Here is a 21,808-nt window from a genome sequence, read left to right as displayed (position 1 = left end):
CGGGTGGGCTGCTCGATGCGGCTGATGCGGCGGCAAGCGGAGCGACACGCGTCATAGCTTGCCCGGCCTCGGGTCGGGCACGAAACCGTCGCGGTTCGGCATCTGCACGCGTGGAAGCGTGCGCGCGTCGAGCCGGGCGTCGCCGGGCACGATGTCGTTCAGGTGGAGAACGTACGCGGTGACCGCATAGACGTCGTCCGTGCTCAGCGATTGCGGCGCGTTGTACGGCATCGCCCGGCGAATGTAGTCGAACAGCGTCGTCGCGTACGGCCAGTAGCTGCCGACCGTCTTCTTGGGTTTCGCGCTCGCGAGCGAGCCGCTGCCGCCGACGAGCGGATCGCCGACGCCACCTTCGCCGCCGGCGCCGTGACACATCGCGCATTTGTCGGCGAACACGTGGCCGCCGCGTGCGACCGTGCCCGCGCCGGGCGGCAAGCCGCTGCCGTCCGGCGCGACGTCGATGTCCCACGCGGCGAGCGCCGCGCGATCGATCGGCTGGCCCAGGCCGAAGCCCGCGCCGAACGCGCTCGTCGTCATTGCGCAGGTTGCCAGCAGGCAAGCGAGCGGCTTACGCATTGCGCACCTCGCCGTCCGTGCCGATGCGCCAGTTCTGGATGCCGTTGTAGTGGTACTGCGAGTTCAGGCCGCGCGCGGCGACGAGCGCGTCACGGGTCGGTTGCACGTAGCCGGTCTCGTCGGTCGCGCGGCTTTGCAGGTCGGCCGGCTCGCCGCGCCACACCCAGTCGGCCTCGAAGCGCGTCAATGCGCGGTCGCGTACGTCGCCGGCGAGCCGTGCGGGTCGCCACGTGCGACCGCCGTCGGTCGATACGTCGACGGCGCGAATCCTGCCGCGGCCCGACCACGCGTAGCCGCTGATCGGGTAATAGCCTTGCGCGGCGAGCCGATGGCCGGCCGACGGCCGCGTGATGACCGACTTCGCGTCCATCTCGAACACGAACTGGCGCGCGCAGCCGTCGGGCAGCAGATTCGTGTATTTCGACGTTTCCTCGCGCGTCATCTCCGGCGCCCGCACCAGCTTCAGCCGCCGCAGCCACTTGATGTTCGTGTTGCCTTCGAAACCCGGCACGATCAGCCGCACCGGGTAGCCGTTCTCCGGGCGCAGCCGTTCGCCGTTCTGCGCATAGACGACCAGCGCGCGCTCGAGAATCCGGTCGAGCGGCAGGCTGCGCGTCATCGCCGCGCCGTCCGCGCCTTCGGCGAGCAGCCAGCGTGCATCGGCGTCGACGCCCGTTTCATCGAGCAGCGTCGACAGCCGGACGCCGGTCCATTCGCAGCACGACAGCAGCCCGTGCGTGAACTGAACCGGCAGCCCGCTCGGGCCGTTCCATTCGCTGCCCGTGTTGCCCGAGCATTCGAGGAAGTGGATCCGCGATTCGGACGGAAAACGCAGCAGGTCGTCGATCGTGAAGACGCGCGGCGCGCGCACGAGGCCGTGCACGACGACGCGATGGCGCTGCGCATCGATGTCCGGCACGCCCGCGTGATGACGCTCGTAGACGAGCCCGTTCGGCGTGATGTCGCCGAACAGGTCGGCGAGGGGCGTCATCGACGAGCCGGAACCGGGTAGCGCAGGCGTGCGGGCGCTGCGGCGAATCACGTCGCGTTCATGCTCCCCTGGCAGGCCGTACGGCGGCGACAGCAGCGGCGCACCGGGCGTGCGCGTCCACGGCGGCACGTCGAGCGGCTGGCTTGCGAGCGCGCCGCCGGCGGGCAGCATCGCGGCAGCCCAGCCGCCGGCGAGCTGGCGCAGCGCCGCGCGCCGGCCGCTGCGCGGCGCACGGGGAGGAAAACGGGAATCGGTCATGGTCGAACGCGTGTTGCGCGCGGGAATCGTGCGCGGGGAAACGATCATTCTCGGCAACCGGGCGCGGCGCGGCAAACAACGATTCCCGCTTTGCTTATCGTGCTTGACGCGCCTGTCGTGCTTGTCGCGCCACGCCCGATGCGCGTGCCGTCAGAACTTCACGCGCAGCCCGCTGACGAACGCGAGCTGCCGGTTCGTCGACGACGCGCTGCCGATGTTCGAGATCGCCGCTATCTTGCGGTAGCCGCCCGACGTCGAGGTGCTCGCATCGCCGGCCGCGAGCTGGTAGATGCCCGACACGTAGATATCGGTGCGCTTCGACAACGCATAGTCGAACCCGAGCGTGAACTGGTGCCAGCGCGGCTTCAGCGTCTGGCCGCTCGTCCCCGGCAGGCCGCTCGCGCGCCCGTCGGTGAACGTATAGACCCCAATCAGGGGCGCCTTTGATTTCTATGCGCTTTTCCGGTTAGACGCCTTTAAGCCTGGCAAGGCTTTGCCTTGTGGCCCCAAAAAATGATTCCAACAAAACAATGGGTTAGTGTCTACCCTTCGCTAACGAAGCAGAGGGCATCTCCAGACGTGACCGCGTTGAAGATGAGCGGTCCCTCGACCGGCGGCGCCAGTACACCCCGTCGTTAGGCGCTCCGACTGGTTGACGGAATGGGGTTGTCGGCCGCGATGCTCGGTAAGATCCGCTTTGCGTACAGTGACACGGGAAAATTGAAGGTGCCGCGCAAGTTGATGCCCTCGATATGAGTGGGGGCGATTCGCCGGAGTTGCTCGGTCGCGATCGGTTGCCCTCGGCTAGCTTCGATGTTCTCCAGGGCTCGTTGCATGTGGGTGGTGTTCCAAGCCATCAAGATGTTCGAGAGCAGGGTCAACGCCGATGACACTGCCGCGAGAGATTCTTGGCGCCGAGCTAGCTCCACCGGAATGCGACCGATGTGAATTGCGCGTTGCACGGTATGCACCGCTTCTCCCCGATTCAGGGCATGTTGCAACTCCGACCGGAAAGAGGCATTGGTGAAGTAGTCGATCAAAAAGATACTTCTGAATAAGCGGCCGATCTGAACGCCGCCATCGTACACAGCCTGCCCTCGAGCAGCTGATCCGAATCTGGCAATCGCTTCGACAGCTGTGCATTGACCAGAGCGAATCGATGCGGCGATCCTCACGAATTCGTCCCACACGTCAACGATGAGACCGAGTCGGACGTCCCGATCCGTGACCCCTGCGAGCCGCGCCGGTATCGCCTGACTGCGAGGCACGTGTAGACGTCTGTCACGAAGATGTGACAGGCGAGGGCATAAATCAAAGCCAAGTGCCCGGGACACTCCCATCGCGAAATCGGTGTAGCCGTGGGTATCGACAGCGAGCTGAGCGATGTCCTTGGTAGCGTTTTGCCGGACGACGCCCTCGATTGCTGCACCTGCCTGCCGCTCATTCAGGACGATGGGTTGGTCGTAGAAAATGCCCCAACGATCCAGCACATGCGTGTACATCCCGATGGATGCAGTCCGGCGACGTGGATCCGCACGCGCTCGCCAAATCGTCCGGGTTGTCTCCAGCGACATCATGTCGGACGATGCTAGATCAGCTCGCCCCCAGTGGGCGGCGATTGGGTGTTCGTGCATGAATTCAAGGACGGCGTCGGCCGCTGTACGCAGCATTCGTTCGTCCGCGAGACGCTTCATCATTTGGCGAATCGCCTCAGTTGACACTTCCGGGACCATCCGAGAAATATCAGCAGCCGTCAGCGATGTGCCGTGAGCCAGGATCGCCGAATACACCATCAGTAACTCGGTGCGCGACCGCGGCTCGCGTCCAAGCAGGGTCCAACTGAAGCGTGTCGCACTATCGATCTCGAGGATGATCTCGGGGAATTGGCCTGGCGGATGAGCTTCGAAGATCTGACGGCGAAGTCGATCGGCTTGTGCGTCTGGATCCTGCGCAGCCATCGGGTCGAGGTGGACAGCAGTATCAACACGGATCGAACCATTGACCACGGCATCATCGAGTAGTGCGAGGCGCTGTTCGAGCTGTTCAAGGATTGGTCCGAGAAATTCGTTCGGGTCTTGGGGCAGGCCGAGGTGTCCGTAGTGATTGTTACGCTTTGCCTTCCACTGCTCGGGCGAGATCAGCATATGCAGCTGACTTCTGAACGAGAAGCTGTGGTCGATGAAAACTGAGCCGTTGCGGAGGGCGACACGGAGCGCAAAGAGGGTGGCCCACTCGAAGGCAACCATGGCCCGAAGCCGATCGTAGCCATCAATCGCCTCGCGCCACGCGCGCCCAAGCCTGATATTGACCCCGTCGGGTAGAAGAAAAGCGCGACGTCGATACAGCCCACGTAATAGTGAGAGTGCATCGACTACAGGATGAGCAGCCTCGGACTCGAACGGCAGCTGCACGATCCGATTCAAAAGGTTACGGGCGTAGTACCGCTTTCGGACCAGACACTGCCGGATCTGGCTCCGACGGCTGGTGGGATGCGGTTGCAAAACATCATCTGCAAGCAGACAAAGCTTCTCACCGAGCTGTTCGCGCGAGAGGGTTTCATCATTGGCGAGTGCTTTGACGGCAAGCGCGAACTCGCGGAGTTGATCCGCGGCCTTCATCCGCATCGCATCCACTTCGCGCGACGTGTCGTTGACAACCTTCAGTACCCATCTCCGGAGCATCTCGAGTACCTGATCAGTCGCGATACAGAGGGAATACCGCATGAAACAGGCGGCTTCGATTCGTCGGCTTTGGGGTTCGATTCGCTTGCTGATCGATGGCGGGCGACTTGCGCAACGGCGGGCGTAGTGGCGCACCATGGCATCGTTGCATTCAATCGGCCAACGCGTTGCCACCTCGTACATCGTGAGCAAATTGACTTTGTCGAGGATCTCGCTCATCTGATGGGTCGAGTTGCGCAGCGGAACGGCCCACAGCCATCGCTGGAGACTTGAATGTTCTCCATGGGGCTGAGCCAGAACTCGCGCCCAACTCTCGAGTTTTTCCATACCAACAGCCTGCTCGAGCGCGCCGTGCAGTTGCCCCTCAATGTCGCGTACAGCATGGACGACAAACTGCCTGAGCATGCGCTCCGGCGGTATAACGATGCGATGCTCGTAGAACCAACGTTTGAGATCGTTCGTCAACTGGCCGCGCTCTGGGCGGCCGGTGAGTTGCTCTTTGAGCCAACGGATCACATACCGACGTTGATGTTCCGCGATGGCGCGAAAATTGATGGCGTCCCGAGCAAAGCGCTGGTGGTCAGATAAGGTCTTGAGGTTGCCATCGTAAAGTGAACGTAGCGTGCCGAGGTCTGGCGGCTTCACGTTCAGCTGTCGGCCAAGATGTCGCCAGAGAACAGTGGGGATCTGCTTGTACGAGCCAAGCGGCCGGCCGGTCATACGCAGATAGCCGATGTGCAATGCGACCGCGAGCCGAAAAAGGTCCGTGCGTCGTGAATCAATGGCGACACGCTCCCGCTTGGAGAACGTGAAGAATGTGGCGAGCTCGAATTCGCTCAGTTCGCGCGGCACCTGCCGGATTCCGAGATAAGCCAATCGCCAGTGATCCATCAGCGGCTCCGCATCGATGATGAGAGCGGCCCAGCGTAGCGAGGTAAAAATTGAAGTGCTACAGGGAAAGTCGGGATGGCAGCTGTAGCCGTCGATCGCCTAAGGATGGTGTCAGAACGACAACGAGTCGGGGCAACAAAACGGGCGCGACGCGGTCATTCGGGGCACGCCCGTGCGGCGGCCGCATCTGGCCCGAAAGACGTATTTTTCTTGCGACCCTAAAAAATTGCTAGTTTAGCTTATGTCAAATAGAAGTTATTAAAATGGAATTCGCGTGCCGCGGACGCTCTTTCCCGTATAGCTGTTCCCGCTTCTATTGTAATTTGTTCCTGCTGCCGGCCACACCTGGACTTCGCTCTCAGCATCGCATTTTCGAAGCCATCAGAGTTTATATCATCGAGGTCGAAACTGGTCCGATTCGCCCGAACCCAGAACATTACAGACGAATAGGCGAATCCGTTCCGGTTTGACTGTACGAGGCTCGCAGAACACGAGCAGCGACTGACATGCAGGGGCCGCTCATCAGCTTTATAGGCACCAGGTTTTCGGGTCTTGGCAATTTACTCGACGGATGTCCGATCTAACGCCGCACCCTCGGGCGATTATAAAAGATGGCCCCACAGCCGGGCTGTCCACTCCTTGACACGCAGCAGTATCGACCTGTGCTTCCAGCCTTCCCTGCCGATCTCATCGGAAGCGGCCATGTCCTCGGCAAAAGCGCTCTCCATGCGTTGTGCGAATGTCTGTCCCAGGACGACTGCATTGATTTCATCATTGTCCAGCGCGCTGCGCCAATCGAGGTTGCTGGAACCGACACATGACCAGACGCCATCCACGATCGCGGTTTTGGCATGCAGCAGTGCGCCCCGCCTCTCGTAGATCTTGACGCCCGCTTCCAGCAGATCGGCGTAGTGCGAGCGGCCGGCATAAAATGCCAGCGCCGAATCGGAGCGGCCGGGGAGGATCATTCTAACATCGACGCCACGCTTCGCCGCGTCGACCAACGCGTCGACCAGTTGCGGATCCGGGACGAAGTAGGCGTTGGTGAGATACACACGCTGCTCCGCATTGCCGATTGCCGCGATGAGCATCAGATAAATGAGACTGAACGAATCGTCCGGCGTGCTTCCGACGGCGCGAACGATTTCCGGACCTTGCGACAACAGCTGCGGAAAATAGTGGAGCTCGGTCAGCGGTTTTCCGTTTTGCGTGTTCCAGGTCTGCAGGAACAGTTTCTGAAATTGGGCAACGACCGGGCCGCTGATCTGCACGTCGGTATCGCGCCATCCGCGCGTCGCGCCTGCGTCGTCGGTCGACTCCGACCGATGCCCGCCGGAAGAGCCGCTCGAGTAGACGCTGCTGATGTTGATGCCGCCCAGAAATGCCATCCGCCCGTCGACAATCAGGAGCTTGCGGTGATCGCGATGATTCAACGCCCAAGGCTTGCGCGTCGACAACGGATTCACCGGATTGAATTCCAGCACTCGTATTCCGGCGACCCGCAGTCGATCGAAATAGGTGCTGGGCGTACCGAGTGCGCCCACGCTGTCGTAGATCAGGTTCACCTGGACGCCGCGCGACTGCTGGGCGATCAGCGCATCGGCGAATTGCCGCCCTACGTCGCTGTCGTCGATGCCAAAGGTCTCCAGGTTGATGTGATCTTTCGCCGCGGCCATGGCCGCGAACATGGCCTGGTACGTTGCCGGACCATCCTGCAACAAGCGGACCTCATTGCCGACCACGAGCGGGCTGCCGCCGATGGCTTGCTCGAGTGCGATCTGCTTGTCGAGAAGCGCCGTGTCCCCGGCATTGCGCTTCAGATCCGTGACGATGGCAGCGCTACGCTTCGCCGATAACGGTCCCCAGGCGTTTTCAAAGCGGGCCGCCTGGGTGGCGTAGCGATGGCTCAGGAACTGAGTATCGGGCAAGCTCGCGCAACCGCCTGCGCTCGCCAGGCAGCAGGCGGCTGTCGCTATCCCTGTCAGTGCCCGAATCATCATCGACGTTCCCGAAAAACCCGTACGGCCTGCCTGGCGTTATCTCGTCGCACGACGCGGCACCGTGCCGCCTCTCCCCACGTGTGCGCAACGATTGCCGTGACGAAGCGCAGTGCCCCGGAAGCCGGCGCTTGCGTATTCGGCCTGCTCATCCCCCGAAGCTACTGCATGGTCTGTTGGCGCTGGTATTCCTCGTATTTCATCTGCATGTACTGTTGGCGATCCATCTCATGCAGTTGCCGCGGATAACGCTCGCTGGCGTCGAACCAGTCGGTCAGGCGTTGCTCCAGCTGCTTGTCGGGCGGGCTGGACAATGCACCGAGATATGCATCGATGGCCAGGTAGTAGCGCATCGTGTTGCGCTCCATGAGGCCGCGCATCCCGCCGATGTATTCCGCTTGAGCCGCGGACGGATCGGCGATGTCGGTGAAGCCGACCTTGCCGCGGCCGAAGGCGGCAAGATAGGTCTTCATCGCCAGACGGCCGATCGGACCGTAGCTATAGGCATAGGTCAGATGTAGGAACGTGCGGTCGCCGCCAAGCGCCACCGCTTCCAGCGCGATCCGAAAATCGCGGGTGTTCAATGGCCCCTGGGCCGCATGGAGCCTGACCTGCAAGTAACCCGGGCCGGTGGTCGTCGCGTCGTATTCGAATTGCACCCGATAGGTCGTGCTGAGTTCTTCGGCAACTTCCTTCTTGCTGACGTTCACGATCAGTGTCTTGCCGTCGCCGCTGGTGGCACGGCAATACTTGATGTTCGGGTGCAGGATCAACGCATCGCACCAGTTCGACGGGGCTCGCGCAGGGTCATTGAACGCGCCGTTGACGGTCGCGAACGGGTAGGCCATCACCGCGTAGACCTCGCCCTTGAGCGTGGAGGACGATTCCTCGGAATCTAGATACAACGGGCGCTTGAACGCGTTGTGATCGAGGCGGGGAATCAGCTTCCGGTATGCATCGCGCAAGCTGGCCGCCTCGTCCGCAGGCGCTCCTCCCAGGCATGGCAGGTTGCACGCCATCAGCACCGACGTCATCAGCGCCGCGTTGCGTAGCGCGCGGCTGATCGGGCTTCCGGCAGGTGCATTCATCGATAGGCTCCGGCTCGTGACGGCGTGCGGATTGGCGGATCGAACGCGAGACACGTCGCGCGTCGGCGCCACCGGCGAAAGTCTCAGCATCACGACGCCTCTCGGTCACGGCTGACGCCGCGATCCATGCACGTTCTTCGCGTGCTTCCTGATCGCTTCCTTGGCGTCGCCGTACTTTTTCTGCACTTCGCCGACTGCTTGCTGGGCATCGCCTTTGACTTCCTGCTTCGTGTCGCCAGTGGTTCGGCCAATCACCTCGTTGACCTTGCCTTTTACCTTCTCTGCGACGCCCTTGACTTGATCCTTGTTCATGATGAATGCTCCGGTCACACCTGCTGGCTGGATGACCTGCCGCCCGTCGCGATCGGCGCGTCGGCCAATGCACGCGATACGGCAGGATCCGAAAAAAGCAGCAATCGCTCACCGCATTGCGCCGTCACGCTGGTGCGTGCATGGCCGCATGCCGGCCGGGCTTCCTGCGGACGTGTCGCTACATCAGCGGCGTGTTACCCGAATGAAGTGCCCACCCCCATTGCGAATCCGCCATTGCAGGCCAATGGTCCTTGTCGAATCCGGAGGCGCTCTTCATCCGCTCTTCGGTCGCATCGAGCCGGAAGCATTTCTCGTCGGTATCCAGGGTAAACGCTCCCCACGGCACGGCGAAAAGTTTGTCGCCCATCCCGAGAAAGCCTCCGCAAGACAACACGACGTATGAGATCCGGCCGCTGCATACGTCCAACATGATGTCGATAACCTTCCCGATTTCCTTGCCGTCGGACGATAGAACCTTGTCGCCAGTCAGCGTGGTGGCCGCCATGACGTTGGGGCCGGCCCCGCCGATGCTGGTTGCGTGACCGATGATCCGGGCGCCGCTGCTGTTGCTCGGCGCTTGATTGCTGGGAGAAACGAGTGACATGACCCACTCCTGTGATCATTTCGCGAAATGCCGGCGAGCCTCGCCGGCCAGTGTGACGGTGCGACGCGCACAGCGCGCTTCGCCTGCAATCGCCCGCCGTCATGCGGGCCGAACAACATGCTCGATCGGAGCAATGTTGCGTGCTGGCATGCACGCGAGTTTCGGCGACATGCCCCGCCTGAATCGTTGCGGTATCGCACTACGCATCGCTTCGAGCAGCACCGGTTTGCGGCGCCGGTGTCCACTGCTGTCGATGCGATGACATTCGAAGCGCAGCGCACGAGCGATGTGCTTCGATGTGCCATGCCGGCGGCGCCCGGCGCTGATGTGTGCTCTGGTCGCGTATCGAGCACGCGGCTAGAGAACACATCGCGAACGGTCGCGACATGCGTTCCGATCAGTTCAACCTACCCTATGCGCGAGCAACCCGGGAGTCGGTACGCTGCCGTACCCAGACGGGAACGGCTGTGATGCGGTTGCATCGCGGGAGCGGCAGCCGATCGCCTGTTGCGGCGCTGCCGTGATCTCGAGCGTCGATTGCAAATGGCAGGCCGATTTTCGGCTCATGCGGACATCGACAACGGTGCACGCGGGCTCCGACCGCGCATGCCGGAGTCGCTCAAAGGAAGTTGGGAACGGTCAATCGGTGACGGCCGACTTAACCGATGCGATTCGGCGATCCAGGGCTGGAAAGCGTGTTGCCGGTCAGTCCCGGTCGCTGCGCATCGCGCGAAATCACGCCGTCCTCGAGTATCGCGCACATCGCGACGAGCAGCATGATCGCGACTGCCGCGAGCCCCAGATAGCCGATGATCCTGAGCGTCTTCATTTTGCTTCCTGCGATAAACGATGGTTGTCGCGATCTGGATCGTTTTGCGGTTTTACCGCCGCCGGTGTCATAGCGGTCGTTGACCTACCATCGCGTGACGAGCACGTGAACGAGACGCCCTATCTCAATCCGAAATAGCCAAGGACGAACAGAACGATAACCACGGCTCCAACGAGCCAAACAACGTTGTACATGGCAACTCCCCTCAAGTTAGACACTGACCTGATCCGCTGCGTGCGTCGCGGCAGAGGGGCGGGAATCCCGGTGCGCGAAGGACGCAACTTGACGTTTTCGCATCCGACAGCGTATGTCTGTACGGCAGTAGCCGCACGTCCGTTCGATACAGCCTCCCGGCGTGAGGCACGGTGCGAGGGGGTATGCCCCCCCCCCGCTAAGCCTCCGTGTTCGATCAGGTCTTTTTGACGGATTCCTTCACGTCGCCGAGATTCTTTCTCGCCTGGCCGGCCGCCTGCTGGAGATCACCCTTGACTTCCTGCTTCGCGTTACCCGTGGCTCGGCCAATGACTTCATTCACCTTGCCTTTTACCTTCTCCGCAGTTCCCTTGACTTGATCCTTGTTCATGGTAGAGCTCCAATACGTAACTGGTTCGTGGATGATGCTGCTATCGTTTGCCGTCAGGCGATCACATGGGCTGACCGACGGATCGGTTTTCGATAAAAATCCTCTGTTGTCCCGATCGTTTTCCCGGTTGGCGAGTGCGCTTCAGGGTTCCGGCGGACGATTCGCGACAACGTCGCGCGTCGCCATCCAGTACGGCTGCCGATTGTAGAACTGGTGAAGCGACGACCCCCACTGTTCGTCTGCCATCGAGGGCCAATGGTCCTTGTCGAACGCGGGGGCATTTTTCACGTGATCCGCAGTGACGTCGAGCCGGAAGCATTTTTCGTCGGTGTCGAGAGTCAGCGCGCTCCACGGAATGGCGTAGAGTTTTCCGCCGATGCCGAGAAAGCCGCCGCTCGACAGTACGGCATAGGCGACCCGGCCGCTGCGTACGTCCAGCATGATTTCCGAAATCTTTCCGATCTCCACCTGGTCGGACGTGAAAAGCTTGTTGCCCTTGAGCGTATCGGCCTCCATCACGTTGGGGCCTGGCCCGTCGCCGGTCCCGCTGCCGATAATCGCGGCACCTGTATCGCTGGTCGATGGCCGATGGGTCGGGTCCGATATCGTCATGATTTTCTCCTGGGTTCATTTCGCGGGATACCGGCGCGGATCGCCGGATCGCCATGATGGACGGCACATACCGGTCACGCGATATGCATCGCCCCTCGTCACCATATTCGTTGCGCACCTGCCGCTCACGCGGGAAACCCATGGCATTGAACACCGAGAACGAGTGGCAACGATGCGCGCAGCCGGGATACGAAGTCGGTACGGCGCCGTACCGGGTCGCGAAAAGGAACAATCGGCCGGTGCTCAGATGAACAGGAACATCGCGATCACGGCGGCGGCCATCACCCCGGTGGAAAGCCACCCCGCCAGCCGCAGCAGCATGGGCGTGACGAAGGTGCCCATGACCTTCCGGTTCGACGCCATCAGCATCATCAGCGCCATGATCGGCACCGACGTGACACCGTTGATGACTGCGCTCCAGAACAGCGCCTTGATCGGGTCGATCGACGTGAAATCGAGTGCGAGGCCGACGACCGTCGCGAGCACGATGATCGCGTAGAACCGTTTCGCCAGTTGCGGCTCGAGCGCGAGGCTGTTTTTCCACTGGAACGTGCCGGCCATCGCGTAGGCCGCCGAGCCGGCCAGCACCGGCAGCGCGAGCAGCCCCGTGCCGATGATGCCGAGACTGAAGAGCAGGAACGCAAACTGGCCGGCGATCGGTTTCAATGCGGTGGCGGCCTGCGCCGACGTCTGGATGTCGGTGATATGGTGCGCATGCAGCGTGACCGCGGTCGTGAGAATGATGAAAAACGCAACGAGATTGGAAAATGCCATGCCGATCGACGTATCAACGCGGATGCGGCTCAGGTTTGCCGGCCCTTGCGACGGCTTTTTTGTCAACGCCTGCTGTCCATCCTTCGCCTGCAGTTCCTCGACTTCCTGGGACGCCTGCCAGAAGAACAGATACGGGCTGATGGTGGTGCCGAACACGGCGACCACCGCCGTGATGTAGCCGGCGCTCCACGAGCCGTGCGGAAGTATCGTGCGCAGGGCCACGGTCGCCCATGGGATCTGGACGGCAAAAATCACGCCGACGTAGGCGAACAGTGCCAGGGTGAGCCACTTGAGTATGCGGACATACCTGCGGTACGGCACGAACATCTGCAACACCAGCGAAAACACGCCCAGGCCGACCGTATAGGTATGCGTGGGGCCGCCGACCAACAGATGGACGGCGGCACCCATGGCTGTCAGGTCGGCTGCGATATTGATCGTGTTCGCCGCCAGCAGCAGGACGACGGTGACATACAGCAGCCACCGCGGGTAATGGCGCCGCAGGTTCGTCGCGAGACCGTGGCCGCTCACCCGGCCGATTCTCGCGCTCACGACCTGAATGGCGACCATCAGCGGATAGGTCAGCAGAACGGTCCACAGCATGTTGAAGCCGAATTGCGCACCCGCCTGCGAATAGGTGGCGATGCCGCTCGGATCGTCGTCCGCTGCGCCGGTGATCAGTCCTGGACCGAGCTTCGTCAGCCACGAATCCGCCTGGCTGTCGATATCGCTGTCGAGTTTTGTGGACGGAACCATGTCGTATTCCATGAACGCCCGCGTGGCGCGACAACTGTTGATTAAAGGAGTGAAACAGCCATTCATGCCACGCACCAGGCCGGTCGCGTAGTTATGCACGGGATGTACGGGCTCGGTCTGTCCGATGCCGGACGGTTTGCTCACGCGTGTGGCACGCGGAACCGAAGCAGCTTCCGTATTGGCTCGGACCGGCCATGCGCGACTACTTGGGCCGGGCGAATTCGGGAGCAACCGGATCTGACGGTCATGCTTCGTGGAAGCCGTTATGCGTAACAGGTCCAAGCACGGCATATGAACCGCGACAAGAGCGAACGCGTGTCGACGCGGCGGTCGAAGGGACGTTTCCCGCCAGCGGTCCGCCGTTAATAGGCGGCGTCACCGAGACGATTTCCAAACCGGTCCGTCGAAAGCATCAGCGGAAGCCGTCGCACATCAAGCACCGTTAGTGCGGTTGCGCAGCGCCAGTCTCAGGGTCTTGCACAGACGACGGCAGTGAGGATGAACGGAATAACCTGATGCGCGACGGCCTTGCTGCCGGCAAGCCGGGAATGCGCCTCGACCGATTCGATCGTCGCCTTGACGACGACGCCGTAAATCGAACCCGGCAGAGGTTGACCGGCTCCCTGCCTGAACAGCGCGTCATACTGCGCATAGGCGAACACGGCATAGACGCTGAAGCCGAACACCGTGAGCGCGGCGTCGCGGGTATGGGTTGCAGCCCCTTCTCGTTCGCGCACCGGCCATGACCGCCGGCATGCGCCCGCCGCATTCCGAAACCACCCGGACGCGCGACGCGGTGACGCGTCTCCCGTTCCGGGCGTCAGCCGACGCGCCGGCCATGCTCAAGGCGCGGCCGACTTGCCCGCTCGACGTTCGAGCATGAGGATAAGGGCAATGATGCTGACGAAATGCATGCGTTCCGGGGGCGTCAGACGGCCGTTCTCCAGCATCGATTCCAGCCGAATTCGCCAGAGTGCCAATGGCGCAGGTTCACCGAGCGTGACGCGTGCAATGAGTCGTTCAAGCGAACGCAGGTCTCCCGCGATTGCTGAGTGGGCCATGGCAACGCTCCGGTTGTCGTGAGGATCGGCGAACAGTCTATGACGACGCACGGCGCCACTCTGCCCGCTACCGTACATCGCCTGCGTACCGCTTCTAGTACGCGTTCCCGGCCGCTTGGGCCGTAGGCACGCGTCGCTGCGATCGCAATGGTTGTGCCTGGTCCTTTGTCCGCCATCGGACAGACGCCGGATCGGCTCGCTGCGAACGTGGGGCGATCGGCGCGATACTGTGCGACGAGTGTGGGGCATCGACGCCGCGTCTTGTGCACGCGCGTACAGCCTCCGCGACGCCACATGGCCACCTGCAACCGAAGCGCGGCGAGCGCAACGTCATTCATGCGGGGTATGCAACGTGACCGAAGCGATCGGATGCCTCATCTTCGGGGCCCTGCTGATTTTCATGGGACTCATCGGATCGTCGCTCGAGCGCCTGCCGCTGAGCGCGGCCATGGTGTATCTCGGGATCGGTCTTCTGATCGGACCGGCCGGCACCGGCCTCCTGTCGATGACATTGCCGGACGACGTCATGCGTTTGCGCATCGCCGCCGAAATCGGCGTGCTTATCTTGCTGTTCGCCACCGTCTTGAGACGGTATGCAATGGGATGAAGACCCAGCGTTCGGCACCGGACAGACATGCTGCGCGAATAGCCGCATTGGTAAAAGGCGAGCCGGCCCTGTCGGTCGGACCGGCGCTGTCGCCACATCACGACTCCCCGCCGCATCCTCCAGGAGATCCCTCATGAAAACTTCCGTATCCCTAATTCTTGCATTCCTTCTGAGCGCCCCGTTCGTTGGAGTCGCCCCGGTTTCAGCCGACGACAACCTTCCTCCGATGCACCGCACCGAACAGGTCACCTATTTGTCGGGCGGTATCGGACTCGATCAATCGGTCGCCATCAAAGGCGCCATGCGAGACTACGCTCTCGTGCTCACCTTCGTCCGCCGAGCCCCAAGCGGAAACGAATACTTGTCCGACGTACTGGTGACCATCACGGACATGAAAGGCAAGACGGTTCTGGAGACACCGTCGGATGGCCCGTTCATGCTGGCCAATCTGAAGAACGGTCGTTATGCGATCAATGCCAGCTACAACGGCCAGTCCGAGCGATACATCGTGAACATTTCGGCATCCCGGCCCGCACGCCATACGTTCACCTGGTTCATGTAGACATGAGCACCCGCCTCTCGGAGGACGGGCGGCTGTCGGTGCAGCGTCCTTTTGCGATGATCTTGCCGTAATGCAACGCGCCCGAAATCGCGCGCGACGCGCGCAAGTGGAATGTGCGCCAACGGACAGACTGTGCCCACGGATCACGCGCATAACGGGCAACCCCCTGTTCCTGTCGCTACCGCTGCATTGAAGCACGATCCCGCTCCGGCTGGCGCGCTCACCCGAACACGCGTCAGCGTTTCTATTCCAGTCGATTCGGTATCCTTATTTTTAACGATCAGGCACGCACAATGTACGCTTTCGTACAGCATCGGCCGTCCGTTTCCAGTACCGTGAAAGCATGCCGGATATCCGTCGCGACGCCACGCCAGACTGTGTACCGCGCACAAAAACGAGATCGGCACAAATTGCTCTGCATCTCCGGGCGAACGACTGGACGCCACTGCACGGCACGCGGTTCAGCCGGATCATCGACATGCCGCGCATCGATCTGACGAGAACATCATGCTACGAAGCATCAAGGAATTGCACGGCAGCGCGGTTCGCGCGAAGGACGGCGACATCGGGCACGTCAATCAGGCCTACTTCGACGACGACAACTGGTGCATCCGTTATCTCGTCGTCGCGACGGGCGACTGGCTGCACGACAAACAGGTGCTCATCTCGCCCTACTCCGTCAAGCACACCGATTCCCGATCCAGCACGCTGCATGTCGATCTCACGCGCCATCAGGTGGAAGACAGCCCGGATCTGGACATACACAAGCCGGTATCCCGCCAACACGAGATCGAATACCTGCGCTACTACCAATACCCGTCCTACTGGGGCGGCCCGAACCTGTGGGGCGTGGACGCATACCCCGTGTTCCATTCCGCCACCGTGTCGCAAGATCTCGAGGCTGGACATCCGCTGCCCACCCGCTCAACGCCGGCCGATGCGCCGACGGATACGCATCTGCGCAGCACCGGCAAGGTCAAGGGCTATCGGCTCGAAGCCACGGCCGGACGCATCGGCCGCGTGACCGACTTCATCTACGACGACGAAGCCTGGGTCATCCGCTATCTCGCAATCAGGACGCGGAACTGGTGGTTGACCAACAAGGACGTCCTGATTGCGACGCACTGGCTCGACCAGGTGGACTGGTCCACGGAAACGGTATCAGCCACGCTCACCCGCGACGCGATTCGCCAGAGCCCCGAATACGACGATTCGCAGCCCGTCTATCGAAGCGACGAGATTGCGTTGTATCAGTTCTACGGCAAGCGTGGTTACTGGTTGAATGCCGAATCGTCCACGGCCCGCGGCGCGCTTTGACGCCGCAGCCTCGTACTGCGTGATGCCCCTGCAATCCTCACGCTCGTCCGTCCTGAATGCTTTATCGGTTCATACGGGAGAAGTTCCATGTCCGCTTTCATGCCCGTCATCTCGGCCACGCAATTCATCGAGCTGGTCAATCAGCGCCTGCCCTCGCATCATGTATTCAAGGCCGGGATGCACGTATTTCTCGTGAGGCCGACATCCGTCGACGCCGATGCGACCGAGTTCGACTATTCGCCAAGGACGCGTCGGGCGAGCGGCGTGGTCATCTACGTCGTCGATCATGTGAAATCCCAATTCCTGGTCGAGCCGGACCTGAGGCTAGTGGGCTCCGGATAGCGCCATCCTCCGCACGCTGCCCGGCGCCGCGCAACGGGTACGGAAGCGTACCGACTTCGCTTCGGGTTGGGGGCAACGTGTTCTTGCGGCCAGGGAGACATCGGACAGGCAACCTGCATCCGGCAGCTTCTCTGATCGCCCTTTCGGCCTGTCGTATCGACAGAGGAGCGGCCGGTCACGAAAGGAATGCAGATGAAGCACCGAATGCTGTTGCGACTGCTGGTCGCAGCCTGGGCGCATGCCTGCTCGCTCCGGTCGGCGGAGACGACCATCATCACGGTGGCGGCTACCACGAGGATCACGACCGCTATTAGGCGCTGCTCACGTTGTCACGCTTCGATGCCGATGCGTAATCGGTACGGCTTCGTACCGCATTGCGCACGGCGGGCGCGTAGTGTCGAGGCGTTATCGAAGCCCAGGAGGGCATCATGCAAAGACGCACATTCATATGGAGCACATCCGGGGCCGTGTTGGCACTGGGCATCGGGGTGACCGGATGCACGACCACCACGATGGCCGACAGCGAGAACGGCCAGGCTGGCAAGCGTCGCTCGATCGACGCCGGCGTCGATTCAACATTGACACGCCTGTATGGCACCGCCAATGGTTCGCGCGAACTCGTTCGCAGAGCGCGCGGCGTGCTTACGTTCCCGTCCGTCGTCGACGCCGGATTCATCATCGGTGGTCAGTATGGCGAAGGATCGCTTCGTGTCGGCGGCCAGACCACCGGCTACTACAGTACGATCACCGGCTCCATCGGCTTCCAGGCCGGCATGCAATCGCGGGCCATCGTGTTCCTGTTCATGACGGAAGAGTCGCTCGCCCGCTTTCGCAACATGGACGGCTGGTCGGCAGGCGGCGATGCGTCGGTCGCGGTGCTGAAGGTCGGCGCGAACGGCGATATCGACACCAGCAGCGCGAGCAACCAGGTCAACGCATTCGTGCTGACCAACAGCGGATTGATGGCTGGTGTGTCGCTTCAGGGAACCAAGGTCACGCGACTCAAATCGCTCTGATCCCCGCGATGTGCAGAGCGGCGCCTGCATGAACTTCCGCACGGGCGGAACGCCCCCCTTCCGTTTCTCGTAAAAGGCCAGTTCAAAAAGAGCCCGGAAGGGCTGTTTACTTTCTGACGAAACGGTTAACCTTGGATGCCTGAACAACGGATCAAGGAATGCCGGCACCTATCATCGATGACGAGCTGTGGGCACTGATCGAACCACTACTTCCACCGCCCAAACCGCGACGCAAGCGATACCCTGGGCGTCTGCCGGTCTCGGACCGTGCAGCACTCAATGGCATCCTGCTCGTGCTGAAGACAGGGATGCGATGGAACCATCTGCCGACCGGGTTGGGTTTCGGCTCTGGAGCGACTTGCTGGCGTCGGCTGCACGACTGGCAGCAGGCCGGGGTGTGGGACAAGCTGAACGGACTGCTGCTCGACAAGCTGCGCGAATCTGGCCAGCTCGCTTTCTCATATGCGGCTGTCGATTCATCGTCAGTGCGAGCCGTTGGGGCAGGCCAAAAACTGGGCCAAACCCCACCGATCGCGCACGACCAGGGTCCAAACACCACGTCCTCGTAGACGCGAACGGCGTTCCTGTCAGCGCGATCCTGAGCGGCGCGAACCGCAACGATGTCACGCAACTGCTGCCGTTGGTCGACGCGATCCCGCCGATTCGCGGCACTCGCGGCCGACCGCTTCGCAAGCCCAAGGTCATCTACGCCGACCGTGGCTACGATTCCGACTCGCATCGCCGCCGACTTCGCGAGCGCGGCATCAGACCGGTCATCGCCAGGCGCCGCACCGAACACGGCAGCGGCCTCGGCAAATTCCGTTGGGTCGTCGAACGGACTCATTCGTGGCTCCATGGTTTCCGTCGTCTTCGCATTCGCTTCGAACGCCGATCTGACATTCACGAAGCATTCCTCAAACTAGCCTGCTCGCTCGTCTGCTGGAACATCTTCGGCCGATCTGAGCGGCCTTTTTGAACTGGCCTCTAAGGAATACCGGTGACATCTCCGGAAAATTCGTCGACCTCGAATCCTTTACGAACTGACGTGCTGATCGTTGGCGCAGGTCCCGTGGGTCTGTTCGCCGCGTTCGAGGCAGGCGTGATCGGACTCTCATGCCGGATCGTTGACGGGATCGAGCGCCCCGGCGGCCAGTGCATCGAACTGTATCCGGACAAGCCGATCTACGATATCCCTGCCATACCGTCGTGCACCGCGCGTGATCTCGTCGATCGCTTGATCGAACAATGCCGGCCCTTCAATCCTCCGATGCATCTCGGTCACCGTATCGTGGCGGTCGATCCGCTAGAGGAAGGCCGATGGCTTGCGCGCACCGACAAGGGGCATGCGTTTGACGCCGCGGCGATTCTGATTGCCGCCGGCAATGGTGCATTCGTGCCGCAGCGACTGGCCCTCGACGAGGCGACACGCCTTGAAGGCAGATGTGTCCATTACAGCGTCTCTGACATGAACGGTCTTGCCGGAAAGAACGTCGTGGTCACTGGGGGCGGCGACTCCGCGCTCGACTGGGCGCTGGCACTGCGCTCGGTCGCACAGCACGTCACGCTCGTCCATCGACGCAGCGGCTTCAGCGCAACGGACTCGAGCGTCGCCCGATTGCATCAAGCGGTCGCGGCAGGTGAAATGGATTTCGTGGTCGGCACGATTGCTGGATTGAACGCGCGCGCGGGGGCGCTCGAATCGATCGAGGTTCGCCAGATCGGTGGCTCGGTGTGCCTCGAAACAGATCAATTGCTCGTGCTGTACGGACTCGTCGCGGATCTCGGTTCGATCGCAAACTGGGGGATCGCCGTACAGGCCGGACGGATTGTCGTCGACACATCGTATTACGAAAGCTCACGGCCTGGCATCTTCGCGGCAGGTGACATCGCGGGCTACCCGAACAAGCAAAAACTGATCCTGTCCGGGTTTCATGAGGCTTCGCTCGCACTGCGCAAGGCATACGCTTATGCGTTTCCCGACAAGAAGCGTGTGCATGTGCACTCGAGCTACGACGCAAAGCTTGCCGAACGCGTGGCCGCCGTTCACCCCTAGCGAAGGCACGCGGGATTGGGTCCCCATTGATTCCGATGCACGTTACCGACGTAGACCGATCTGGGTGCGCCACGATCAGTCTCTAAAACAATAAACAATCAAATCCAATGCTTCAAGGCCGACAGCGACGAAACAGCTCTAATGGAGCAGTCGCCAGTTTTCCGGGTCACTTCCGATATCCCTTCTGCTGCTTCCTGCAATCCCAGTCTCCGTCGCGTGCTACGATCATCACAGCGTGATCGAGGGGGGAGCAATGGACCTGGACGGATTCAAGCCATATCGCGGCTACTTCTATCGAGTCTCTGCAAATTGCAGCCAGGATGGCCAGTGGCGCAGCACGATTGACGTTCTTCGGCGTCATTGGAACGGCACTACAGAAACCTTGATTTCGGAGATGAATGTGCCTGGCACATTCATCTCCGAGGACTTGGCGCGAGACGCCTCCGACGCCTACTGTCACATGCTTATCGACGAGGGAAAATTCGGGGATAAGTAGTCTCAAGACGCCCTCTTGAATTCGACGATCCGGGGTCACGCTACAGTCATGGCCGCGCGCAACATTCAGGCTGCCCCGGAGACTTCGGAATCCGACGCGCGGCGCGCCGATGACGGCCTCCGTGCCCGGTGGCAGCATGCCCTTGGCGACCGCGCTGCTCCCCTGAAGTCCCGCGGCCGCTCGAGGCGTATGCCCGGGATCTCGAGAGTGATGCGCGTGCCCTGCCTTGCATAGCGCGCGGCTGGTTAGACCTCCGACAGATGCACTCTTCGATATGCTTGAGGCTCGCGACGGTATACGGATTAGGCGGAGCGAAAGCGAGACACTTCTCTCATCGACACTGCTGGCGAATGTTCGCGCGCGTCGCGGCGCGCACGGCCTTCCCGGGCCACCCGTGATTTCACTGTAATTCCCCGCTTATCAGCCAGACAGCAACCATTTGATCTTAAAAGAATATTTATCGTGGGCATGCCGCAACCCCGCATGCAGTCTGGATCGGTCTAACTGGGGAATTACGCTGAAATCAACGCCGGCCCGACAGCGATTTCGCGACGGGTTCGCCACGCCCCCCACCGTGCTGCGCGGATCGGACGGTGGCGTGCTCGCACGCCATCGAAACGAATGCATCGCGAGTGGTGTGCAGTCCGCTCGCGGTCCGGTCGATGTCGTGCACGATGCGCTTCGGCAAGCACAGCTCGATCCGCACGGAACTCGAAATCATTCGGGTCAGGTCGATGTCGAAGAACCGCCAGATCCCGTCGCCGGTATCGACCTCCGACGCTTGCAATGCCGACATGTCCGTGGTCGGCGGCGGAATGAGACGCATGGACCGGTCATACCGGGCCATGACCCGTTGCGCGGCGGCCGCCTGCAACTCGCCATACGAGTCACCCTCCACATCGACTTCGGGAAAGTCCGGAAGCGCGCCGCGATAGCGGGGATTCCGGTGCCGCGTGATATAGATCGGATATTTCATGAGCCACTCCCGACAGAGGAATGTGACGAACGTCATCGTGCATCGGGGTGGTTCGACGAGTCGGTACGCTGATGTACAGTCTTCCGGACACGTTTCGCGGTGTCCTCCCGCCGTTCATTCACCGGATCGCCCGATGCCGCGCTATCCTGCCAGACAAGTGCAACGCGTTCGATCCAGGTCCGGCACCGTACCGATCTGAAACTCGATCGGGAGCACGCTAGATAGCCATCTTTGCCCATCCCCCGAAAAGAGAAAATCTTCACCGAACCCTATCCAGGCTCGATCTCAAAGGCGCATTAGCGCAGGAAACGCGCTGGACTGAGGGATTCTCGCCGCAGTAATTCAGCGCTCGTCAGAATCAGACGCGGCTTCCCGAGATCGCGCGGAAGTTACGGGAGTCCGAAGCGACTCGAAACACGCTGCTGA

At 61.6% G+C, this 21,808-nt stretch carries 22 protein-coding genes and 1 pseudogene; 8 read left to right on the top strand and 15 right to left on the bottom strand.

Annotated elements, in window-relative coordinates; all coding sequences use genetic code 11:
- Positions 1-51: 51 nt before the first annotated feature.
- From HWX55_RS07545 to HWX55_RS07480, 14 genes and pseudogenes are all read right to left on the bottom strand, one after another.
- The gene (locus tag HWX55_RS07545; RefSeq protein ID WP_175975128.1) at positions 52-576 is read right to left on the bottom strand and encodes a cytochrome c; all 525 of its coding nucleotides are present in this window, start codon (positions 574-576) and stop codon (positions 52-54) included.
- Positions 569-1,825, bottom strand: coding sequence for a sulfite dehydrogenase (gene soxC, locus HWX55_RS07540; RefSeq protein ID WP_175975126.1), 1,257 nt, complete (start codon positions 1,823-1,825; stop codon positions 569-571). The genes HWX55_RS07545 and soxC overlap by 8 nt, the downstream gene beginning before the upstream one ends.
- A 150-nt stretch (positions 1,826-1,975) precedes the next feature.
- A pseudogene (locus tag HWX55_RS07535) lies at positions 1,976-2,260 on the bottom strand (porin); the annotation flags it as partial.
- Positions 2,261-2,460: 200 nt separating this feature from the next.
- Positions 2,461-5,397, bottom strand: a complete 2,937-nt coding sequence (locus HWX55_RS07530) for a Tn3 family transposase (RefSeq protein WP_175975124.1) — start codon at positions 5,395-5,397, stop codon at positions 2,461-2,463.
- Between the two features lie 602 nt (positions 5,398-5,999).
- Entirely contained in the window at positions 6,000-7,325 is a 1,326-nt protein-coding gene (locus HWX55_RS07525; RefSeq protein WP_146254760.1) for a phospholipase D-like domain-containing protein, read from the bottom strand.
- 230 nt (positions 7,326-7,555) lie between these two features.
- Positions 7,556-8,572: a hypothetical protein gene (locus tag HWX55_RS07520; RefSeq protein WP_175975305.1), complete on the bottom strand. Its 1,017-nt coding sequence runs from the start codon at positions 8,570-8,572 to the stop codon at positions 7,556-7,558.
- A gap of 15 nt (positions 8,573-8,587) precedes the next feature.
- Complete coding sequence (locus HWX55_RS07515) at positions 8,588-8,794, bottom strand: CsbD family protein (RefSeq protein ID WP_006413567.1); 207 nt, start codon at positions 8,792-8,794, stop codon at positions 8,588-8,590.
- 178 nt (positions 8,795-8,972) lie between these two features.
- Positions 8,973-9,398: a PRC-barrel domain-containing protein gene (locus HWX55_RS07510; RefSeq protein WP_006413534.1), complete on the bottom strand. Its 426-nt coding sequence runs from the start codon at positions 9,396-9,398 to the stop codon at positions 8,973-8,975.
- A gap of 658 nt (positions 9,399-10,056) precedes the next feature.
- A complete protein-coding gene (locus tag HWX55_RS07505; protein ID WP_166956007.1) occupies positions 10,057-10,227 on the bottom strand; it encodes a hypothetical protein in 171 nt (56 codons plus the stop codon).
- A gap of 409 nt (positions 10,228-10,636) precedes the next feature.
- Positions 10,637-10,810, bottom strand: coding sequence for a CsbD family protein (locus HWX55_RS07500; protein WP_006413535.1), 174 nt, complete (start codon positions 10,808-10,810; stop codon positions 10,637-10,639).
- Between the two features lie 141 nt (positions 10,811-10,951).
- Entirely contained in the window at positions 10,952-11,422 is a 471-nt protein-coding gene (locus HWX55_RS07495) for a PRC-barrel domain-containing protein (protein ID WP_006413551.1), read from the bottom strand.
- A gap of 243 nt (positions 11,423-11,665) precedes the next feature.
- On the bottom strand, positions 11,666-12,952 hold the full coding sequence (locus HWX55_RS07490) for a divalent metal cation transporter (protein ID WP_043280791.1): 1,287 nt from the start codon (positions 12,950-12,952) through the stop codon (positions 11,666-11,668).
- A gap of 467 nt (positions 12,953-13,419) precedes the next feature.
- Positions 13,420-13,689 carry a hypothetical protein gene (locus tag HWX55_RS07485; RefSeq protein ID WP_006413603.1) on the bottom strand — a complete coding sequence of 90 codons (270 nt, stop codon included), beginning with the start codon at positions 13,687-13,689 and terminating at the stop codon, positions 13,420-13,422.
- A 105-nt stretch (positions 13,690-13,794) separates the two neighbouring features.
- Complete coding sequence (locus HWX55_RS07480; RefSeq protein WP_006413571.1) at positions 13,795-14,013, bottom strand: hypothetical protein; 219 nt, start codon at positions 14,011-14,013, stop codon at positions 13,795-13,797.
- Between the two features lie 352 nt (positions 14,014-14,365).
- On the opposite strand from HWX55_RS07480, the gene HWX55_RS07475 reads away from it, so the two are divergent.
- From HWX55_RS07475 to HWX55_RS07445, 8 genes are all read left to right on the top strand, one after another.
- Positions 14,366-14,620: a hypothetical protein gene (locus HWX55_RS07475; RefSeq protein WP_006413555.1), complete on the top strand. Its 255-nt coding sequence runs from the start codon at positions 14,366-14,368 to the stop codon at positions 14,618-14,620.
- A 133-nt stretch (positions 14,621-14,753) separates the two neighbouring features.
- Positions 14,754-15,182 carry a carboxypeptidase-like regulatory domain-containing protein gene (locus HWX55_RS07470; protein WP_241331359.1) on the top strand — a complete coding sequence of 143 codons (429 nt, stop codon included), beginning with the start codon at positions 14,754-14,756 and terminating at the stop codon, positions 15,180-15,182.
- A 507-nt stretch (positions 15,183-15,689) separates the two neighbouring features.
- Positions 15,690-16,499 (top strand): PRC-barrel domain-containing protein, encoded by an 810-nt coding sequence (locus HWX55_RS07465; RefSeq protein ID WP_175975122.1) that lies wholly within the window; start codon positions 15,690-15,692, stop codon positions 16,497-16,499.
- Between the two features lie 87 nt (positions 16,500-16,586).
- Positions 16,587-16,841 carry a hypothetical protein gene (locus tag HWX55_RS07460; protein WP_078041808.1) on the top strand — a complete coding sequence of 85 codons (255 nt, stop codon included), beginning with the start codon at positions 16,587-16,589 and terminating at the stop codon, positions 16,839-16,841.
- 428 nt (positions 16,842-17,269) lie between these two features.
- Complete coding sequence (locus tag HWX55_RS07455; RefSeq protein ID WP_043280775.1) at positions 17,270-17,857, top strand: YSC84-related protein; 588 nt, start codon at positions 17,270-17,272, stop codon at positions 17,855-17,857.
- Between the two features lie 158 nt (positions 17,858-18,015).
- Positions 18,016-18,426 carry a transposase gene (locus tag HWX55_RS36075; protein ID WP_244140517.1) on the top strand — a complete coding sequence of 137 codons (411 nt, stop codon included), beginning with the start codon at positions 18,016-18,018 and terminating at the stop codon, positions 18,424-18,426.
- Positions 18,318-18,833 (top strand): IS5 family transposase, encoded by a 516-nt coding sequence (locus tag HWX55_RS36070; protein WP_244140528.1) that lies wholly within the window; start codon positions 18,318-18,320, stop codon positions 18,831-18,833. Before HWX55_RS36075 ends, HWX55_RS36070 begins: the two co-directional genes overlap by 109 nt.
- Before the next feature lie 21 nt (positions 18,834-18,854).
- A complete protein-coding gene (locus HWX55_RS07445) occupies positions 18,855-19,910 on the top strand; it encodes an NAD(P)/FAD-dependent oxidoreductase (protein ID WP_006413564.1) in 1,056 nt (351 codons plus the stop codon).
- A gap of 1,019 nt (positions 19,911-20,929) precedes the next feature.
- Here HWX55_RS07445 and HWX55_RS07440 read toward each other — a convergent pair.
- Positions 20,930-21,382 carry a type II toxin-antitoxin system HicB family antitoxin gene (locus HWX55_RS07440; protein WP_175854040.1) on the bottom strand — a complete coding sequence of 151 codons (453 nt, stop codon included), beginning with the start codon at positions 21,380-21,382 and terminating at the stop codon, positions 20,930-20,932.
- Positions 21,383-21,808 lie beyond the last annotated feature (426 nt).

This window comes from Burkholderia sp. BCC1047, assembly GCF_902833155.1.
GTDB classification, from domain to species: Bacteria; Pseudomonadota; Gammaproteobacteria; order Burkholderiales; family Burkholderiaceae; genus Burkholderia; species Burkholderia sola.
Note: the sequence above shows the minus strand (reverse complement) of the source record. Positions and strands in the feature narration are given on the sequence as shown.

Coding starts and splice junctions, on each gene's coding strand:
- HWX55_RS07490 (WP_043280791.1), bottom strand. CDS start 12,952: ATGGTTCCGTCCACAAAACTCGACAGCGATATCGACAGCCAGGCGGAT.
- HWX55_RS07455 (WP_043280775.1), top strand. CDS start 17,270: ATGCAAAGACGCACATTCATATGGAGCACATCCGGGGCCGTGTTGGCA.
- HWX55_RS07520 (WP_175975305.1), bottom strand. CDS start 8,572: ATGCTGAGACTTTCGCCGGTGGCGCCGACGCGCGACGTGTCTCGCGTT.
- soxC (WP_175975126.1), bottom strand. CDS start 1,825: ATGACCGATTCCCGTTTTCCTCCCCGTGCGCCGCGCAGCGGCCGGCGC.
- HWX55_RS07505 (WP_166956007.1), bottom strand. CDS start 10,227: ATGAAGACGCTCAGGATCATCGGCTATCTGGGGCTCGCGGCAGTCGCG.
- HWX55_RS07530 (WP_175975124.1), bottom strand. CDS start 5,397: ATGGATCACTGGCGATTGGCTTATCTCGGAATCCGGCAGGTGCCGCGC.
- HWX55_RS07480 (WP_006413571.1), bottom strand. CDS start 14,013: ATGGCCCACTCAGCAATCGCGGGAGACCTGCGTTCGCTTGAACGACTC.
- HWX55_RS36075 (WP_244140517.1), top strand. CDS start 18,016: ATGCCGGCACCTATCATCGATGACGAGCTGTGGGCACTGATCGAACCA.
- HWX55_RS07470 (WP_241331359.1), top strand. CDS start 14,754: ATGAAAACTTCCGTATCCCTAATTCTTGCATTCCTTCTGAGCGCCCCG.
- HWX55_RS07515 (WP_006413567.1), bottom strand. CDS start 8,794: ATGAACAAGGATCAAGTCAAGGGCGTCGCAGAGAAGGTAAAAGGCAAG.
- HWX55_RS07460 (WP_078041808.1), top strand. CDS start 16,587: ATGTCCGCTTTCATGCCCGTCATCTCGGCCACGCAATTCATCGAGCTG.
- HWX55_RS07500 (WP_006413535.1), bottom strand. CDS start 10,810: ATGAACAAGGATCAAGTCAAGGGAACTGCGGAGAAGGTAAAAGGCAAG.
- HWX55_RS07510 (WP_006413534.1), bottom strand. CDS start 9,398: ATGTCACTCGTTTCTCCCAGCAATCAAGCGCCGAGCAACAGCAGCGGC.
- HWX55_RS07440 (WP_175854040.1), bottom strand. CDS start 21,382: ATGAAATATCCGATCTATATCACGCGGCACCGGAATCCCCGCTATCGC.
- HWX55_RS07465 (WP_175975122.1), top strand. CDS start 15,690: ATGCTACGAAGCATCAAGGAATTGCACGGCAGCGCGGTTCGCGCGAAG.
- HWX55_RS07495 (WP_006413551.1), bottom strand. CDS start 11,422: ATGACGATATCGGACCCGACCCATCGGCCATCGACCAGCGATACAGGT.
- HWX55_RS07545 (WP_175975128.1), bottom strand. CDS start 576: ATGCGTAAGCCGCTCGCTTGCCTGCTGGCAACCTGCGCAATGACGACG.